Below are 18,540 nucleotides of genomic sequence, written 5' to 3' on the forward strand. Positions count from 1 at the left end.
AGCTGCGCTCGGGCCCCGATCCCGTCGCCAACCTCGCCATGCTCGAGCCCCTGCTGGCCGAGGCGGCAGCGGCTGGCGCGCGCTATGTGCTGACGCCCGAGGTCACCATGGCCTTTGCGGAAAACCGCGCCGGCCTCGTGGCCGTGGCGGCGCCCTATGACAACCATCCGCAGCTGCAGCGGGTCGGGGAACTGGCCAAGCACCATGGCATGCATATCCATATCGGCTCGCTGGCCGTGCCGCTCGAGGATGGCCGTTTCGCCAATCGCTCGGTGCTGTTCGGGCCGGATGGCGTCATCGTCAATCATTACGACAAGATCCATCTCTTCGATGCCGATGTTGCCGGGCTCAATGCCTATCGCGAAAGCGAGACCTATCGGGGCGGCGCGCGCGCCGTAACGGCGCCGCTGGGCGAATTTATCCTCGGCATGGCGATCTGCTACGACATGCGCTTTCCGCCGCTGTTCAATGCTTTGGCCAAGGCGGGGGCCAATCTGATTGCCGTGCCGGCGGCCTTCACCGTTCCCACGGGCCAGGCGCACTGGCATGTGCTGCTGCGCGCTCGGGCCATCGAGACCGGCTCCTATGTCATTGCGGCGGCCCAGGGTGGCCAGCATGCCAATGGAAGGGCCACCTATGGCCATTCCATCATCATCGACCCGTGGGGGCGTGTCGTTGCCGAGCTCGCCCATGACGAACCCGGCGTGCTGCTGGCCGAGATTGCGCCCGATCAGGTCACCGAAGCGCGCACCCGCATCCCGGCTTTGGCCAATGCACGCAACTTTGCCCCGCCAGCGCCGTTGAACGGCTAGCGCATTGACCTATATCGGTAATGACAACGAGCTATCGGGCTCCAGAGACGCCTCGTGATTCAATACGCCCTGCACTGTTCAAATGGCCATCACTATGACGCCTGGTTCAAGAACGCCGCCGCGTTCGAGGAGCAGCAGGCGCGCGGTATTGTCAGCTGCGCTGTCTGCGGCGATGCCAGCGTGGAAAAGGCGCTGATGGCCCCGGCCGTCGCGCGCAGCGACAAGGGCAAGGTGTCGCTCAGCGCCGGCCAGCCCGATGCGGCCCAGATCCGCCAGATGCTGCGGGAATATCGGCAAAAGGTGATCAGCGAGGCCGATTATGTCGGCGACCGCTTTGCCGAAGAGGCCCGCAAGATCCATTTCGAGGAAGTGGCGCCGCACGGCATCTATGGCGAGGCCAGCCGCGACGACGTCATGGCGCTGGCCGAGGAGGGGATCGAGTTCATGCCCCTGCCGGACCTGCCCGAAGAACACAACTGATCCAGTTCTGGATTCCGCGCGCCATTCCCGGCGCAGTCAAACGGAGAAACATCATGACCACACTCGACGCAGCCCTTTCGGGCACCTTTGCCATTGGTGGCGACCTCACGGTCAATCGCCTCGGCTTTGGCGCCATGCGCATTACCGGCAAGGGCATCTGGGGCCCGCCGGAGGATGCCGAGCAGGCCAAGGCAACGCTGCGCCGCCTGCCCGAACTCAATGTCAATTTCATCGATACGGCTGAAAGCTATGGCCCCTATGTCAGCGAGCAGCTGATCGGCGAGGTGCTGGCGCCCTATGGCAAGGGCAGCATCATCGCCACCAAGAGCGGGCTCACGCGTACCGGGCCGGACGAATGGCATCAGGTCGGACGACCCGAATTCCTGCGCCAGGGCGTGGCGACCAGCCTGGGGCGGCTCAAGCTTGAGGTCATCGACCTCTGGCAATTGCACCGTATCGACGCCAAGGTGCCGCGCGCCGACCAGTTCGGCGCCATTGCCGACATGCAGAAGGCCGGGCTGATCCGCCATGTCGGCCTCAGCGAGGTCAGCGTGGATGACATCAAGGAAGCGCAGAAGTACTTCAAGGTGGCCACGGTGCAGAACATGTACAATCTGGTCAGCCGCAAGGCGGAAGCCGTGCTGGAATTCTGCGAAGCCAACACTATCGGCTTCATCCCCTGGCGCCCGATCGATGGCGGCAATCTGGAATCCACCAGCGCCGAATTCAAGGCCATCATGGACAAGCACGAAGCCTCGGCCAGCCAGATCGCCCTGGCCTGGATGCTCAAGCGTTCACCCGTCATGCTGCCCATTCCGGGCACCGGCAAGGTCAAGCATCTGGAAGACAATGTGGCGGCCGCCGCGATCAAGCTCAGCGACGACGATTTCGCGACGCTCGACAAGGTCGGCAAGACGGCCTGATTTTCCCTGCCAAGCACCTGACCGGGGCCGGCGGCGCACAGAGCGTTGCCGGCCTTGGCTTTTACGCGCCAAGCAAGATGGATATCGATGTCCGAGGGGGTTTAGGTCGGCTCGATAGGGAGGGTGGAATCCCCGCTATCGAACCTAACCAGCAGGCAATCTTGGCAGACCGCCTTCGGCTGAGCGTGCGTCTAGCACCACAGCAAGAGCTTGTCACGCATTTGTCGCAGACCGCGGTGGCGACAAATGCGTGCGGCCCGTAGCCTCCCCGTCAGGGGAGGCCTGCGTTCAGTTCCAGAGCTTGTCGATCGCCTCCCTGTCGCGCACGGCGCCGCGTGCCGCGGACGTGGCAAAGGCGGCATAGGCCTTGAGCGAGGTGGTGACATTGCGCTTGCGTGGATGGGCGGGCTTCCAGCCGAGCTGGTCCTGATCGTGGCGGCGCTGCACCAGTTCGTCATCCGAGACGAGCAATTGAATAGACCTATTGGGGATATCGATCTCGATGATATCGCCTTCACGCACGAGCCCAATGGTGCCGCCTTCTGCGGCTTCCGGCGAGACGTGGCCGATGGAGAGGCCCGATGTGCCGCCCGAAAAGCGGCCATCGGTCAGCAGGGCGCAGGCTTTGCCCATGCCCTTGGATTTGAGATAGCTCGTGGGATAGAGCATTTCCTGCATGCCGGGGCCGCCGCGCGGGCCTTCATAGCGGATAACGAGCACGTCGCCTTCCTTGATCTGATTGGTCAGGATGGCCTTGACGGTATCGTCCTGGCTTTCAAACACCCGCGCCGGGCCGGAGAATTTGAGGATGGATTCGTCGACGCCGGCGGTTTTGACGATGCAGCCATCAATGGCGATATTGCCCTTGAGCACAGCCAGGCCGCCATCCTTGGAAAAGGCATGTTCGGCCGAACGGATGACGCCGTCTTTGCGGTCGAGATCGAGCTCGGTCCAGCGGTTGGACTGGCTGAAGGCCTGGGTCGTGCGCACGCCGCCGGGGGCGGCCATATAGAACTGGCGGACACTCTCGGAGTTGGTGCGGGAAATGTCCCATTTGTCGAGGGCATCGCCGATGGTGGCGATGTGGACAGTGGGCTCGTTGCGGTTGATCAGCCCGGCGCGGTCGAGCTGGCCCAGGATGGACATGATGCCACCGGCGCGGTGGACGTCTTCCATATGCACGTCGGCCTTGGCCGGGGCGACCTTGGACAGCACCGGCACGCGGCGGCTGAGCTGGTCGATATCGTCCATGGTGAAATCGACGCCGCCCTCATGGGCGGCCGCCAGGATATGCAGCACGGTATTGGTCGAGCCACCCATGGCGATGTCGAGGGTCATGGCGTTTTCGAAAGCGGCCTTGGTGGCAATCGAGCGCGGCAGCACGGAGGCATCGTCCTGCTCGTACCAGCGTTTGGTGATCTCGACGATGACGCGACCGGCCTCCTCAAACAGGTGCTTGCGATCGGAATGGGTGGCCAGGGTCGAGCCATTGCCGGGCAGGCTGAGGCCGAGCGCTTCGGTCAGGCAGTTCATCGAATTGGCCGTGAACATGCCCGAGCAGGAGCCGCAAGTGGGGCAGGCGGCTTCTTCGACGGCCTGGACTTCCTCGTCGCTATACTGGTCGTCGGCGGCCATCACCATGGCGTCGACGAGGTCGAGGGCCTGCAGCTTGCCCTTGAGCATGGCCTTGCCGGCTTCCATCGGGCCACCGGAGACGAAGATCACCGGGATATTGATGCGCATGGCAGCGTTGAGCATGCCGGGGGTGATCTTGTCGCAGTTGGAAATGCAGACCATGGCGTCGGCGCAGTGGGCGTTGACCATGTATTCCACCGAGTCGGCGATCAGGTCGCGGCTGGGCAGCGAATAGAGCATGCCGTCATGGCCCATGGCGATGCCGTCATCGACCGCAATGGTGTTGAATTCCTTGGCCACGCCGCCCGATGCCTCGATCTGGCGGGCAACCAGCTGGCCAAGGTCCTTGAGGTGGACATGGCCGGGCACGAACTGGGTGAAGGAATTGACCACGGCGATGATGGGTTTGCCGAAATCGCCGTCCTTCATGCCGGTGGCGCGCCAGAGGCCACGGGCGCCGGCCATGTTGCGGCCATGGGTGGTGGTACGGGAGCGATAAACAGGCATGGTTGTCCTCGGTAAGCGTGTGCGCCTGCATACTGGCGCGATTACCCTGTGTTTAGACCCATTCCAGACGGTGATCAATGCAGAACCGTACCGTACGGTACGGGAAGCGTCGGTCGGCCCAGAAGCGCGGGCCTTGCATCGAAGCGGCGGATGGGGCGTTGTATGCCCAACAGCCCGGAGGCAGTGATGGACGAGACACGCAAGAGTTACCGGCAGGTCGCGGTGGCCAGCAAGAATCCGCTGGCGGTAACAGTCGGCGTCGAGCGCGCCGGTGCGGGCTACAAGGCAGCGGTCTGGTGGGAGTCGGTCGCCGATATCGATGGCGACGAGGCCGAATATGCTGACGTCGCAACCGCATTCGCCGCTGCCGAGGCGGCACGGGCGCTGCATCGCTTTCACGAGGTCGTGGTGGTGCTGCAGGAGGGCGTCGACTGGAATGAGAGCTGGGGCGATTTGCGCAGCGCGCCCATCGACAATGAACCGATCGGCAACATCAGTGCGGCCGGGCTGTCGCCCGATGAGAGCTATACCTTGGCCGCCGGCATCGAAGCCGAGCGCGACGCCTAGTTGTTGATGCTGAGGATGCCCCATTGCGTGTCGGCGCAATCGTCATCCAGGCAGATACTGGTCATCCAGAGCGCGCCATTGGCAAAGCCGACACCCTCGCTGGTGACGATCAGATCGGCGTAGTCCTGGCTGGCCAGCGCATCGATGGTTTCCCCGGTCAGCAGGCTGTCGAAATTGTCGACCAGATCCTGCGCCTCGAAGATGTCATAGACTTCGCCATTGGCATTGACGGTCAGCGGGTAGAGCCCGAGATCGGCGATGGCGGTCGGGTTGCCGAACAGGAAGGCGTCCTGCATGAGTGCGAAGGCCTCGTTGAAGCCATCCACATCACCATGAATATTCTCGATGCTGTCGAGCACGTCTTCCTCGCTCTGGGCGAGGACAGGGCCGGCCAGAACCAGGGCGGCAGTGAGAGTGACGGCAAGAATTGTGTGGCGCATGCTGGCTCCGGCGGTTTGAGGGCGGCTTATTTCAGGAACGGACTCTGCCGCTTGACTGTGTCGATCAAGCGGCCGGCCGCTCGGCCATCACCATGTAATTGATCGCCATGTCACGCGACTGGCGCCATTCGTCGGCCAGAGGGTGAAACACCACGCCCGTCTCTGCCGTCACCGTCAGGCCATTGCGGGTGATCAGGGTCTTGACCTCGTCGGGCGTGAGGAACTTGTTCCAGTCATGGGTGCCGACGGGCAGCCAGCGCAGGATGCGTTCGGCGCCAAACACCGCCAGGGCATAGGCGCGGGCGGTACGGTTGAGCGTGGCGGTCAGCATCAGCCCGCCGGGTTTGACCAGGTCGGCGCAGCTCTTCATGTAGAGCGGCACATTGTCGACATGCTCGACCACTTCCATGTTGAGCACCATGTCGAAAGTCTTGCCCTGGGCGGCCAGGGCCTCGCTGGTCGTGGCCTGGTAGTCGATGGCAAGGCCTGACTTTTCGGCGTGCAGCCGGGCAATGGTGATGTTGCGCTCGGCCGCGTCAATACCGGTAACGGTAGCGCCCAGGCGCGCCAGCGGCTCGCAGAGCAGGCCGCCGCCGCAACCGACATCGAGAATGCTCAATCCTTCGAAAGGCCGCATGGCGGCGCCGTCGAGGGCAAAATGGGCCAGTAGGTGCTCGCGGATATAGCGCAGGCGCACGGGGTTGAACTTGTGCAGCGGCTTGAACTTGCCCTTGGGGTCCCACCACTGCTCGGCCATCGCGGTGAACTTGGCGATCTCGGCGTCATTGATGGTGGTCTCGGTCATGGCGTGGCACTCCTTGTGGCGCCATATGACCCAGTCGGTGTGGCACAGGCAAGGTACGTGGCGTCGCGGCTGGCGGATCAGAGTTGATCGGGGCCATGGATTGTCGTATGTCCGCCGCGATATAGAGCGTACCGGCGGGTTCGGCCGGAGGAACGGGGTAGGGTCTTGGCCCGTATAGTCGTCAAGTTTGGTGGCACGTCAGTGGCTACCGTCGAGCGTATTCGGCAGGCCGCGCGGCACGTCAAGCGCGAGGTCGATGCCGGTCATGAGGTTGCCGTGGTGGTTTCGGCCATGAGTGGCAAGACCAATGAGCTGGTCGGCTGGGTCAATGAAGCCAGCGCCCTGCATGATGCACGCGAATATGATGCCGTGGTCGCTTCGGGCGAGCAGGTGACGGCCGGGCTGATGGCCATCGTGCTGAGCGAAATGGGCATCCAGTCGCGTTCCTTTGCCGGCTGGCAGGTGCCCATCCATACCGATGACGCGCATGGCGCGGCGCGCATTACCGATATCGACCCGACCGAACTCGACAAGCGCCTGCGCGATGGCTGGGTGCCGGTCATCACCGGCTTTCAAGGCATCTCGCCGCATGGCCGGGTCACCACGCTGGGCCGGGGCGGTTCGGACACGTCGGCCGTCGCGGTGGCGGCGGCGGTCAAGGCGGACCGCTGCGATATCTATACCGATGTGGACGGCGTTTACACGACCGACCCCCGCATCGTGCCCAAGGCGCAGCGGCTGACCAAGATTTCCTTTGAGGAAATGCTGGAAATGGCATCGCTGGGCGCCAAGGTGCTGATGATCCGCTCGGTCGAGATGGCCATGGCCTATAAGGTGCGGCTGCTGGTCCGCTCCAGTTTTGACGATCCGGATGCGCCGCAGCTGGCGCCCGATGGTTCCCCCGGTGTCCCCGGTACGCTCGTATGCGATGAGGATGAGATCATGGAAAAGCAGATCGTTTCGGGCGTGACGCTCGCCAAGGCCGAGGCCAAGATTACCCTGCGCGACGTCAAGGACAATCCGGGCGTGGCAGCAGCCATTTTTGGTACGCTTGCGGACCAAGGCATTATCGTGGACATGATCGTGCAGAATATCGCCGATGACGGGGCCACCACGGACATTACCTTTACGGTGCCCGACAGCGAGTATGACAAGGCCATCAAGACCCTCAAGGATGCCGGCGACCGCATTGAATATGCCCGGATTTCGGGCTCCAAGGGCGGGGCCAAGGTCTCGGTGGTTGGCGTGGGCATGCGCAGTCATGCCGGTGTCGCCTCCTCGATGTTCCGGGCCCTGGCCGACAAGGGCATCAATATCCAGCTGATCACCACATCGGAGATCAAGACCTCGGTGCTGATCGACGAACAATATGCCGAGCTTGCGGTTCGGGCCCTGCATACTTATTACGGGTTGGATAAGAAGGACGCATAAGCTCGGTCGAGGGGGTTGAGCCGCGTCCACCAAAGGGGGGCGGCTTTGCGGGCCGCCTAAGGGTTAGATGGTCACGACCACAGGCGGCCCACGCGTGCTGCTCAGGCAATTGCGCGAGACAATGGCGGAGCCGCTGGCTTCGCAGGCTCGGCTCGACAAGATCGTCGGCCTGATCGCCGACAATATGCATGCCGATGTCTGCTCCTTTTACGTGCTGCGCGATGACGGTGCGCTCGAGCTGTTTGCCAGCAAGGGCCTCGCCGCCGAATCGGTGCACATGACCACGCTGCGGCTGGGCGAAGGCCTGGTCGGGCTGATTGCCGCCGAAGCCGAGCCGCTCAGCCTCGACGACGCCACCAGCCATCCTGCCTTTGCCTATCGTCCGGAAACCGGCGAAGAGCGCTACAATGCCTTTCTGGGCGTGCCGGTATTGCGGGCCGGCCAGACGCTGGGCGTGCTCGTGGTGCAGAATGCCGAGCGGCGCCATTACGGCGAGGATGAAACCGAGGCGATGCTGACTACGGCCACAATTCTGGCCGAGATGATCGCCACCTCGGACTTTGACAATCTGATCAAGCCGGGGTCCGATATCGATCTCAGGCGACCACGCATGTTCACTGGCGTCAGCTTTACCGACGGCATCGCCTTGGGCACGGTGGTGCTGCATGATCCGCGCGTGGTGGTCTCCAACTTCATCGCCGAAGATACGGACCTCGAAAAGGTGCGGCTGGAGACGGCGCTCGAAACCATGCGGGTGTCGATCGACGCCATGCTGGACCATGGCGACATGGCCGGCCCGACCGACCATCGCGAGATTCTCGAAACCTATCGCATGTTCGCCAATGATCGCGGCTGGGTGCACCGGCTGACCGAGGCGATCGAGAATGGCCTCAGCGCCGAAGCGGCGGTGGAGCGGGTGCAGAACGATACCCGCGCCCGCATGCTGCGCCAGACCGATCCCTATATCCGCGACCGGCTGCATGACCTCGACGATCTGGCCAACCGGCTGCTGCGGGTGCTGACCGGCGACGGCCATGCGCTGGCGCATAAGGCGCTGCCGGACAATGCCATCCTCGTCGCGCGCAATATGGGCCCGGCCGAACTGCTCGAATATGACCGCACCAAGCTGCGCGGCATTGTGCTCGAAGAGGGCGGGACGACGGCGCATGTCGCCATCGTGGCGCGCTCGCTGGGCATGGTGGCCGTGGGGCAGGCGCAGTCGATCGTCTCGATGTGCGAAAGCGGCGACGATATCATTCTGGATGGCGCGGCTGGCCTCGTGCATTTGCGGCCCACGTCGGACATCGTCCAGGCCTATGCCGACAAGGTGAAGGTCTCGGCCAAGCGCCGGGCGCATTATGCCGCGCTCAAGGACAAGCCCAGCATCACCCGGGACGGCGTGGCCATCACCCTGCTGCACAATTCGGGTCTGGTGGCCGACCTGCCCATGCTTGACGACACCGGCGCGGCGGGGGTGGGGCTGTTCCGCACGGAACTGCAGTTCATGATTGCCAGCAAGCTGCCCAAGCTCAGCGAGCAGACCGAGCTCTATGCCGAAGCCATGGAAATTGCCGGGGAGCGGCCGGTGGTGTTCCGTTTGCTTGATATTGGCGGCGACAAGGTCTTGCCCTATCAGCGCTCGATGGCCGAGGAAAACCCGGCCATGGGGTTTCGGTCCATTCGCCTTGGCCTGGAGCGGCCGGGGCTGCTGCGCACGCAGATCCGGGCGCTGCTGCTGGCGGCCAATGGGCGGCCGCTCAAGATCCTGGTGCCGATGGTCACCGAGACCTTCGAATTCGTGCAGACCCGCAAGGTGGTCGACAAGGAAGTGGCGCGCCTGCGCCGCGCCGGCACGCCGATCCCCAGCCGGCTCGAGCTGGGCGTGATGGTGGAAGTGCCCTCGCTGCTGTTCGAGCTCGACCAGCTGCTGCCGCTGGCCGATTTCGTCTCGATCGGCTCCAATGATCTGGTGCAGTTCCTGACGGCGTCGGATCGCGCCAATCCGCGCGTCGCCAAGAATTACGATCCCATCGGCATGCCGCGGCTGCGGGCGATCAGGCTCGTCGTCGATGCGGCGCGGCGCTACAATATCCCGATCACCATGTGCGGCGAGCTGGCCGGCAAGCCGCTCGAGGCGCTGGCCCTGATGGCGGTGGGCATGACGCGGCTATCGATGGGCCCGGCCTCGATCGGGCCGATCAAGGAACTGGTGCTCAATCTGGACCTCAAGCCGATCCAGCAATCGATAGGCGCGGCGCTCAGCGATGGCGCGCAGGGCATCACGATCCGGCAATTGCTGCTGGAATGGATCGAGAAACAGAACCTGCCCGTGTAGGGCGGCGCTTGAAGTTGATCGTCATGGCCATTACAGGCACGGTGTCATCCCGGCGGGGTGACACCGAGTTTTTGATGGCGCGGCGCGCTGCCGCACAGGATCTTTACAACCATGGCCTCTCTTCCCCAGGACAAGCTCGACGCCCTCGAGACGCGGTTTCAGTATGTCGAGGCGGCGCTGTCGGGTGGTGCGGGCCCGGACGAGTTCGTCAAATTCTCCAAGGAACATGCCGAACTGGCGCCGATCGTGGAGAAGATCCGCGCCTATTCGAAAGCCTTGAAGGATCGCAAGGAGGCCGAGGCGCTGCTCAAGAGCGGCGACAAGGAAATGGCCGAGATGGCCCAGGCCGAGATCGAAGAGCTCGACGACAGCATCGAAGAGCTGTTCCAGGCGGTGCGGGTGCTGCTCCTGCCCAAGGACGAGGCCGACGAGAAGTCGATTATCCTCGAAATCCGCGGCGGCACGGGCGGAGACGAAGCGGCGTTGTTCGCCGGCGACCTGTTCCGCATGTATGAGCGCTATGCCGTCAACCATGGCTGGAAGGTCACGGTGATGGAGGAAAGCCCCGGAGAAATGGGGGGCTTCAAGGAAATCATCGCCAATGTCTCGGGCAAGGGCGTCTATGCGCGCATGAAGTTCGAGAGCGGTGTGCACCGTGTGCAGCGCGTGCCGGCCACCGAAGGTTCGGGGCGCATTCATACCTCCGCAGCGACAGTGGCCGTGCTGCCAGAGGTCGAAGACATCGACATCGAAATTCGCACCGAAGACATTCGTATCGACACGATGCGCGCCTCGGGCGCCGGCGGCCAGCACGTCAACACCACCGACTCGGCGGTGCGCATCACCCATATTCCTTCTGGCATCGTCGTCACCTCGGCGATGAAGAGCCAGCATCAGAACCGGGCGCTGGCCATGCAGGTGCTGCGTTCGCGGCTCTATGACATGCAGCGCGAGGAACGCGATTCTGCCCGTTCGGCCGAGCGCAAGGGTCAGGTGGGCTCCGGCGACCGCTCCGAACGAATCCGTACCTACAATTTCCCCCAGGGCCGGGTCACCGATCATCGCATCAATCTGACGCTCTACAAGCTCGACAAGGTCATTACCGGGGAAGCGCTGGATGAGTTGATCGAGGCGCTGATCACCGAAAACCAGGCGGGGCAGCTTTCCGCCATGGAGCAGCCCAACTGAGCCAGAAGCCGACCATTGGCGCGCTGTGGCGCAACTGGCGCGATGTGCTGAGCCGGCTGGGCTTTGAGACTGCGGCGCTGGACGCCAAGCTCTTGACCCAGCACGGACTGGGTCTGGGTGCACTGGACCTGGCGATGCGGGAGAACCAGGATGTCGATCCGGCCGGGGCCGAGCGCGTCGCGGCATTGCTGCAGCGTCGGCTGGCCGGGGAATCGGTGGCGCGCATCATCGGCGAGCGGGAATTCTACGGCCTGGCATTCAGTCTCAACGCGGCGACGCTGGAGCCGCGGCCCGATACCGAGCTGCTGGTCGACCTGGCCCTGGGCATGATGCCGGCAGGCGGGCGGCTGCTCGATCTGGGCACCGGGACGGGCTGTATCTCCATCGCCATGCTGGCCCATATGGACGATATCAGCGCGGTAGCGGTCGATCTCAGCGCGCTGGCGCTCGAGGCGGCGCGCGACAATGCCGCCCGTCATGGCGTCGCGGATCGGCTCACCTTGCTCGAAGGCAGCTGGTTTGACCCGCTTGCCCCGCAGCGGTTCGACATCGTGGTTTCCAACCCGCCTTATATCACCTCGGCCGTGGTCGAGACGCTGACGCCGGAGGTGAAGGATTTCGACCCACGACTGGCGCTTGATGGCGGGCCCGATGGGCTGGCGCCCTATCGCATCCTGGCGCGTGAGGCCGATGCCTGGCTGACCGAGGGTGGACGCCTCTTGGTGGAGATCGGGCATGACCAGGGGGCTGCCGTCAGCGGGCTGTTTCTGGAGGCCGGTTTCGAGGATGTCAGCGTGCATCGGGATCTGGCCGGGCTTGATCGGGTGGTGGTGGCGCACCATGTTAACGACATCGTCAGGGCGGGTTGAGAGCGGCCCGCAATTAATGCTGGCAAAGCGGACGCGAACACGGTAGTTTGCCCGTGCTGTCAAAGGCGCTTCATGAGCGCCACGGCGACATGCCACCCGAAACGTCCGGATGCTGCAAGCGGCAGCGCGGTTCCAGCAGAGGCTGGAATAACGCAGGATGGCTCTGGAAACGCCGTCAGACGGTTTCGGTCTTCATGAAGCCAATTAGAGCCCTACGACTGCAGGCTTCGGCCTTCGCGGGGAGCTGCCCGATCAGGCAAGATGCCGGTCCGCCAGCAGTGTGACGCTTATTTTTCTAGAGTTAGATAAAGCGACCAGATGAGACCCAATAACCAGAACAACAAAAACCGGCAGCGTGGCCGGAACGGCGGACGCAAGCACGTCAATCCGTTGTCCCGCAATTTCGAGAGCAATGGTCCGGATGTGAAGGTGCGCGGCAACGCGGCCCATGTCGCCGAGAAATATCTGCAGCTGGCGCGCGATGCGCAGTCATCAGGCGACTCGGTGATGGCGGAGAATTATCTCCAGCATGCCGAGCACTATTTCCGCATCGTTTCGAGCGCCCAGCAGGCCCAGAATGGCATTCGGCCAGACGGCCAGGATGATGGCGATTTCGATGACGATATGCCCGAGATGAACTCGCGCTTCGCTTCGCCACAGCCGCAACCGCAGCCGCAGTCGGCCGATGGCGATGACCAGGGCGATGGCGAACAGCGCCAGCCGCGCCAGGAACGTCCCGAGGCCGAACGCGCCCCGCGGCCTGACCGCAGCCGGCCCCGCCCGGATCGCGAGCGGCCCGACCGTGACCGCCCTGCCGCTGCGGCGGGCGAGAACGAGGCGCCTGCCGCAAGGCAGAATGCCGGCCAGGACGAGGATGCCCCTGCTGTCGAGGCTGCTGCCGAGGATGGCGAGGTCCGCAAGCCGCGCGAACGCCGGCCCCGTCGCCGCCGCCCGGCCGGTGGTGATGGCGGTGCCGACCCGGCCAGTGCCGACCAGCCCGATATCGGCGAATTGCCGGCCTTTCTGACGGCCGGTTCGACAACCGCCGCCGAATAGTGCCGCAGAGATTTTGAAAAGGCCGGACAGCGATGTCCGGCCTTTTGCTTTTTGTGCGGGGCTTCCAGGCTCAACGAGAGCGCGACTTATCCCCGGTCGCAAAACTTGTGGCACACTCTCTCCATCATCCCGCATGGGCGGCCTGCAGGCGAACAGTGGTGGGGTGGGCCGGGTGTGGTCTTTGCCTGCCGCACAGGTTCCGAGACGGCCGTGCGGGGGCGAGCGATCTCCGTGCCGCCGAACAGTTCCAAAAACCGGCGCTCCGAGGCGGCTATCGTATCATTGTTCTATTTTACCAGAGGCGGTTGCCGCTTCGGGGCCTGTCCATTCGTGACAACCGCGACCCAGGCGGCGCTTCGGCATGCAAGTTCTCCTGCCACCCTTTTCCTTTGCAAATTTTGACCTACATCATGAGCAACCAGTCTCGTGCTGATATTGATCGGGCGGGAACAGGGAACACTTTCGGCGTGAGTGACGTGCTTTAGAGACGGCCTCGCGCGCGGCTAAAGGATGGTTGCATGAATATCGAAAAGTATACCGAACGGGCCCGCGGTTTCATCCAGAGTGCCCAGACCATGGCACTGGGCAAGGGCCACCAGCAGTTTGCGCCGATCCACCTGCTCAAGGTGCTGCTCGACGACGACCAGGGCATGGCCAATGGCCTGATCGGGCGCGCCGGCGGCGACGCCAAGGCGGCACGGGCTGGCGTCGAGGCCGCTATTGCCAAGATCCCCACCGTTTCCGGCGATGCCGGTCAGCTCTATCTCGGGCGCGAACTGGCACGGGTGTTCGACACCGCCGAGAGCGCGGCGCAAAAGGCCGGCGACAGCTATGTCACGGTCGAGCGGCTGCTGCTGGCGCTGGTGGTCGAGAAAGACACCGATGCCGGCAAGATCCTGGCATCCGCCGGGGTGACGCCGCAGGGGCTCAACACCGCCATCGAAGAAATCCGCAAGGGCCGCAGCGCCGATTCGGCGACTGCCGAGAACAGCTATGATGCGCTCAAGAAATATGCGCGTGACCTCACCGCCGATGTGCGCGAGGGCAAGCTCGACCCGGTGATCGGCCGCGACGAGGAAATCCGCCGCACCATCCAGGTGCTGAGCCGTCGTACCAAGAACAATCCGGTGCTGATCGGCGAGCCCGGCGTCGGCAAGACGGCCATCGCCGAGGGCCTCGCCATCCGCATCGTCAATGGTGACGTCCCCGAATCGCTCAAGAACAAGTCGCTGCTGTCGCTCGACATGGGCGCGCTGATTGCCGGCGCGAAATATCGCGGCGAGTTCGAGGAACGCCTCAAGGCGGTGCTGAACGAGGTCACCTCTTCGGACGGACAGATCATCCTGTTCATCGACGAAATGCACACGCTGGTGGGCGCGGGCAAGTCCGATGGCGCCATGGATGCGTCCAACCTGCTCAAGCCGGCTCTGGCGCGGGGCGAGCTGCACTGCGTCGGCGCCACGACGCTGGATGAATATCGCAAGCATGTGGAAAAGGACCCCGCTCTGGCCCGGCGTTTCCAGCCCGTCTTCGTGGACGAGCCGACGGTGGAAGACACCATTTCGATCCTGCGCGGGCTCAAGGAAAAGTACGAGCTGCATCACGGTATCCGGATTTCCGATTCCGCCCTGGTCAGTGCCGCGACACTGTCCAGCCGCTACATTGCCGATCGCTTCCTGCCCGACAAGGCCATCGACCTGATGGACGAGGCGGCGGCGCGCCTGCGCATGGCCGTGGACAGCAAGCCCGAGGCGCTGGACGAGCTTGACCGGCGCATCATGCAGCTCAAGATCGAGCGCGAGGCGCTGCGCAAGGAAGACGATGATGGCTCGCGGCTGCGCCTGGAGCGGCTGGAAACCGAACTGGGCGGACTCGAGGAGCAGGCCCAGGGCCTCAGCGCCAAGTGGCTGGCAGAAAAGGAACGGTTGCAGGGCAGCCAGAAGCTCAAGGAAGAGCTCGATGCGGCGCGCAGCCAGCTCGAAATCGCGCAGCGCCAGGGCGACCTGGCCAAGGCCGGCGAGCTGGCCTATGGCGTCATTCCTGGTCTGGAAAAGCGCATCGCCACGGCCGAAGACAGCAATGGCGACGGCAAGCCCGATGCGCTGATGGCCGCCGAAGTGGTAACGCCCAGCGACATCGCCCAGGTGGTCAGCCGCTGGACCGGTATTCCGGTCGACCGGATGCTGGAGGGCGAGCGCGAAAAGCTGCTGCATATGGAAGCCTCGCTCGGCGCCAGGGTGATCGGCCAGGCCGAGGCCGTGGCTGCCGTGGCGCGGGCGGTGCGGCGTTCGCGCGCCGGGCTGCAGGATCCGAACCGGCCGATCGGCTCGTTCATGTTCCTGGGGCCAACCGGTGTCGGCAAGACCGAACTGACCAAGAGTCTGGCGCAGTTCCTGTTCGATGACGAGACCGCCATGGTGCGCCTCGACATGAGCGAATATATGGAAAAGCACTCGGTGGCCCGGCTGATCGGGGCACCCCCCGGCTATGTCGGTTACGAGGAAGGCGGCGCGCTGACCGAAGCGGTGCGGCGCCGGCCCTATCAGGTCGTGCTGTTCGACGAGATCGAGAAGGCGCATCCGGACGTGTTCAACGTGCTGCTGCAGGTGCTCGATGACGGTCGCCTGACCGACGGGCAGGGCCGCACGGTGGACTTCCGCAATACCGTGATCATCCTCACCTCCAATCTGGGAAGCGAATATCTGGTCGATCTCAAGGACGGTGAATCGGTCGAACTGGTGCGCGGCAGGGTGCTCGACATGGTCAAGGCGGCATTCCGGCCGGAATTCCTCAACCGTGTCGATGAGATCCTGCTGTTCCATCGGCTGGGTCGCGAGCATATGGGCGCCATTGTCGACATCCAGTTCGGGCGGCTGCAGGAACTGCTCAAGGAGCGCGATATCGGCCTTGAGCTGACACCGGCGGCGCGCGCCTGGCTGGCCAATGAGGGCTATGATCCCGCCTATGGCGCAAGGCCGCTCAACAGGGTGATCCAGCGCGAAGTGCAGGACGGGCTGGCCGACGAAATCCTGGCCGGTCGAGTCAGCGATGGCAGCCGGGTGGTGATCGATGCCAATGATGCCGGCATTGTTCTGCATCCCGGCGGGCTGGCCGACGCTGCTGCCTGACCAAAAAAGGCCGGTCGAAAGACCGGCCTTTTTACTTGCCAAAGAAAGCCAGACGATCTAGAACAAAACAAGAACATACGCAGGAGCCAATGATGGTGGAGAAGATCGACTATATCGAATTTCCGTCCAGCGACCGTGCGGCCACCAGCGCTTTTTTCAGCGCAGCCTTTGGCTGGGGCCAGCTCAGTTATGGTCCGGACTATGACGCCATTGATGGCGCCGGCATTGATGGTGGTGTCGATCAGGCCGAGGGCAGGGTGGCGAGCACGATGGCCATCGTGCGCACCGATGACCTGGACGACGCCGAGCGCCGGGTGCTGGCAGCGGGCGCGGTGATCACGCGGGCCCAGTTCGACTTTCCCGGCGGCCGGCGATTCCATTTCCGCGAGCCGGGCGGCAACGAACTGGCGGTGTGGATCAGCCGCGACTAGGCTGCCTGCTCAATGAGCAGGAAGGTTGTGCCATGAATGACCACGGTAGCGTTGCGGCGGGTGAACCCGGGACATCGAGCGCCTATTCGCCAGTGCAGCGTCGTTATGTGCTCATCGCCGCCATCCTCGCCTCGAGCATGGCCTTCATCGACGGTTCGGTGCTGTCGATTGCCATCCCGGCGCTGCGCGCCGACCTGGGTGCAACGCTGGCGGACGTGCAATGGGTGTCGAACGGCTACCTGCTGTTTCTGGGGTCGCTGCTCTTGCTGGGCGGCGCGGCGGGCGACCGCTTCGGCCTGCGGCGGGTGTTTGGTCTGGGCATTGGCCTGTTTGTCGTTGCGTCGCTTGTCTGCGCCCTGGCGCCCCAGGTATGGGTCCTGATCGCGTTCCGGGGGCTGCAGGGGATCGGCGCCGCGCTGATGGTGCCGGGGAGCCTGGCCATCATTGCCAGAGCCTATCCGCGGGCCGAGCGGGGCAAAGCCATTGGTCTATGGGCTGCAGCGTCCTCGCTGACCACTATCATGGGCCCGGTGCTGGGCGGGCTGGTGCTGACGGTGCTGGGCGACTGGAGCTGGCGGCTGATCTTTGCCATCAACCTGCCGCTGGGCGCCATTGCCCTGGCGCTGCTGATCTTGCGCGTGCCTGCCGACGGGGCCAGCGCAAGCCACAGGCTTGATATTGTGGGGGCGATGCTGGCCAGCATCGGATTGATGCTGGTCGCCTTTGGCCTGACCGGCAGCGGCGGGGAGAGCGTGCCGCCGCTGTCGCATGTCATGGGTTATTGCGGCAGCGGCGCGCTGCTGCTGGCCGGGTTCGTCTGGTGGGAGGGGCGGGTGCGCCATCCCATGTTGCCCTTGCGCCTGTTTGCCATCGTGCCCTTTGCCGGCGCCAATGTACTGACCTTCACGCTCTACTTCGCGCTGACTGGGGTAACCTTTTATCTGCCCATGACCATGATTGCCGGCTGGGGCGCCTCGCCGGCCGAGGTGTCGCTGGTCATGCTGCCCTTCGGCGTGGCGATCACCTTGATCTCCGGGCTGAGCGGACAATTGGCCGACCGGTTCGGGCCGGGGCCGCTGATTGCCCTGGGCGCCGTGCTTGTCGGCCTGGCCTTTGCCGGGCTGGGCCTGACGGCGCCGGCCCAGAATGTCTGGCTGGCCGTGCTGCCGCTGATTGCCCTGGCGGGTCTGGGCATGGCCCTGGTGGTGTCGCCGCTGTCGACGGCAGTGATGACGGCGGTGGACGATGCCGATACCGGCATTGCCTCGGGCGTCAACAATGCCGTGTCGCGCGTGGCGGGCCTGGTCGCCGTGGCCGCCATGGGCATGCTGGCGGCGCTGGTCTTCGAGCAGTCCTTGGGCAGCGCAGCCGAGCTGCCGGTCTTTTTCGGCCTGCCGGCCAATGGGCTCAGTGCCGGTCAGGAAGGCCTGCGGCAGGTCGCCACCAATAGCGCGTTCAGCGCCATTGCCTATCTCAATGCCGGCCTGTGCCTCCTGTCCGGGCTGGTGGCCTGGGTGACCCTGGAGCGCAGGCTCTAATTGGCCTGGGCGAAGGAGACCGGAGCGGGCTGGCGGGCCATCAGATCGTCCATCTGCGCCATGGTCCGGGCGAATTCGCCCTGATATTGCTGGGCCAGGATATTGTCCTTGGGCAGCTTGACGCTGAGCGGATCGACCAGATTGCCGTTGATCTTGATCTCGAAATGCAGATGCGGGCCGGTCGACTGGCCGGTCGAGCCGACATAGCCGATGATCTGGCCCTGGCGCACGCGGCTGCCCACCGACAGCCCGTCGACATAGCGCGACATGTGGCCATAGGCGGTTTCATAGCCGTTGACGTGCTTGATCTCGACCTTGTTGCCATAGCCGGACTGCCATTTGTAATAGTCGATCACGCCATCGCCGGCAGCGTAGATCGGCGTGCCCGAGCGGGC

The 18,540-nt window shown here is 64.1% G+C and carries 16 protein-coding genes (1 of these 16 cut by a window edge); 12 read left to right on the forward strand and 4 right to left on the reverse strand.

From position 1 onward, the window contains the following. The first annotated feature begins 38 nt into the window (after window positions 1-38). The 3 genes from GDR53_RS10690 to GDR53_RS10700 are packed head-to-tail and all read left to right on the forward strand — an operon-like array spanning window position 39 to window position 2,215. Window positions 39-812, forward strand: coding sequence for a carbon-nitrogen hydrolase family protein (locus GDR53_RS10690; RefSeq protein ID WP_232846807.1), 774 nt, complete (start codon window positions 39-41; stop codon window positions 810-812). Between the two features lie 54 nt (window positions 813-866). Beyond that, complete coding sequence (locus GDR53_RS10695; RefSeq protein WP_193334499.1) at window positions 867-1,292, forward strand: DUF1178 family protein; 426 nt, start codon at window positions 867-869, stop codon at window positions 1,290-1,292. Window positions 1,293-1,345: 53 nt separating this feature from the next. Beyond that, window positions 1,346-2,215 (forward strand): aldo/keto reductase, encoded by an 870-nt coding sequence (locus GDR53_RS10700; RefSeq protein ID WP_193334500.1) that lies wholly within the window; start codon window positions 1,346-1,348, stop codon window positions 2,213-2,215. Window positions 2,216-2,503: 288 nt separating this feature from the next. On the opposite strand, the gene ilvD is transcribed toward GDR53_RS10700, so the two are convergent. Beyond that, window positions 2,504-4,357: a dihydroxy-acid dehydratase gene (ilvD, locus tag GDR53_RS10705; protein ID WP_193334501.1), complete on the reverse strand. Its 1,854-nt coding sequence runs from the start codon at window positions 4,355-4,357 to the stop codon at window positions 2,504-2,506. Window positions 4,358-4,543: 186 nt separating this feature from the next. On the opposite strand from ilvD, the gene GDR53_RS10710 reads away from it, so the two are divergent. Next, entirely contained in the window at window positions 4,544-4,924 is a 381-nt protein-coding gene (locus tag GDR53_RS10710; protein ID WP_193334502.1) for a hypothetical protein, read from the forward strand. Here the strand turns inward: GDR53_RS10710 and GDR53_RS10715 are convergent. After that, complete coding sequence (locus tag GDR53_RS10715; RefSeq protein WP_193334503.1) at window positions 4,921-5,364, reverse strand: hypothetical protein; 444 nt, start codon at window positions 5,362-5,364, stop codon at window positions 4,921-4,923. The genes GDR53_RS10710 and GDR53_RS10715 overlap by 4 nt on opposite strands. Before the next feature lie 64 nt (window positions 5,365-5,428). Beyond that, the gene (gene ubiG / locus GDR53_RS10720) at window positions 5,429-6,169 is read right to left on the reverse strand and encodes a bifunctional 2-polyprenyl-6-hydroxyphenol methylase/3-demethylubiquinol 3-O-methyltransferase UbiG (protein WP_193334504.1); all 741 of its coding nucleotides are present in this window, start codon (window positions 6,167-6,169) and stop codon (window positions 5,429-5,431) included. Window positions 6,170-6,334: 165 nt separating this feature from the next. On the opposite strand from ubiG, the gene GDR53_RS10725 reads away from it, so the two are divergent. The 8 genes from GDR53_RS10725 (at window position 6,335) to GDR53_RS10760 (ending at window position 18,145) form a co-directional block, all read left to right on the forward strand. Beyond that, on the forward strand, window positions 6,335-7,600 hold the full coding sequence (locus GDR53_RS10725) for an aspartate kinase (RefSeq protein ID WP_193334505.1): 1,266 nt from the start codon (window positions 6,335-6,337) through the stop codon (window positions 7,598-7,600). Window positions 7,601-7,667: 67 nt separating this feature from the next. Beyond that, window positions 7,668-9,935, forward strand: a complete 2,268-nt coding sequence (ptsP, locus tag GDR53_RS10730) for a phosphoenolpyruvate--protein phosphotransferase (protein WP_193334506.1) — start codon at window positions 7,668-7,670, stop codon at window positions 9,933-9,935. A gap of 111 nt (window positions 9,936-10,046) precedes the next feature. After that, window positions 10,047-11,123, forward strand: coding sequence for a peptide chain release factor 1 (gene prfA, locus GDR53_RS10735; RefSeq protein WP_193334507.1), 1,077 nt, complete (start codon window positions 10,047-10,049; stop codon window positions 11,121-11,123). Between the two features lie 44 nt (window positions 11,124-11,167). Continuing rightward, the gene (prmC, locus tag GDR53_RS10740; RefSeq protein WP_210321316.1) at window positions 11,168-11,992 is read left to right on the forward strand and encodes a peptide chain release factor N(5)-glutamine methyltransferase; all 825 of its coding nucleotides are present in this window, start codon (window positions 11,168-11,170) and stop codon (window positions 11,990-11,992) included. A 318-nt stretch (window positions 11,993-12,310) separates the two neighbouring features. Next, entirely contained in the window at window positions 12,311-13,048 is a 738-nt protein-coding gene (locus GDR53_RS10745) for a DUF4167 domain-containing protein (protein WP_193334508.1), read from the forward strand. A gap of 518 nt (window positions 13,049-13,566) precedes the next feature. Continuing rightward, window positions 13,567-16,176 carry an ATP-dependent chaperone ClpB gene (gene clpB / locus GDR53_RS10750; RefSeq protein ID WP_193334509.1) on the forward strand — a complete coding sequence of 870 codons (2,610 nt, stop codon included), beginning with the start codon at window positions 13,567-13,569 and terminating at the stop codon, window positions 16,174-16,176. A 92-nt stretch (window positions 16,177-16,268) separates the two neighbouring features. After that, the gene (locus GDR53_RS10755) at window positions 16,269-16,607 is read left to right on the forward strand and encodes a VOC family protein (RefSeq protein ID WP_193334510.1); all 339 of its coding nucleotides are present in this window, start codon (window positions 16,269-16,271) and stop codon (window positions 16,605-16,607) included. 32 nt (window positions 16,608-16,639) lie between these two features. Continuing rightward, a complete protein-coding gene (locus GDR53_RS10760; protein ID WP_193334511.1) occupies window positions 16,640-18,145 on the forward strand; it encodes an MFS transporter in 1,506 nt (501 codons plus the stop codon). Here the strand turns inward: GDR53_RS10760 and GDR53_RS10765 are convergent. Beyond that, window positions 18,142-18,540, reverse strand: partial view of a M23 family metallopeptidase gene (locus tag GDR53_RS10765; protein WP_193334512.1) — the 3' portion only. 1,572 nt of this gene lie beyond the right edge of the window; only the last 399 of its 1,971 coding nucleotides appear in the window; its start codon lies beyond the right edge, outside the window; it ends in the stop codon at window positions 18,142-18,144. The genes GDR53_RS10760 and GDR53_RS10765 overlap by 4 nt on opposite strands.

It is taken from the genome of Devosia beringensis (assembly GCF_014926585.1).
Lineage (GTDB): Bacteria > Pseudomonadota > Alphaproteobacteria > Rhizobiales > Devosiaceae > Devosia > Devosia beringensis.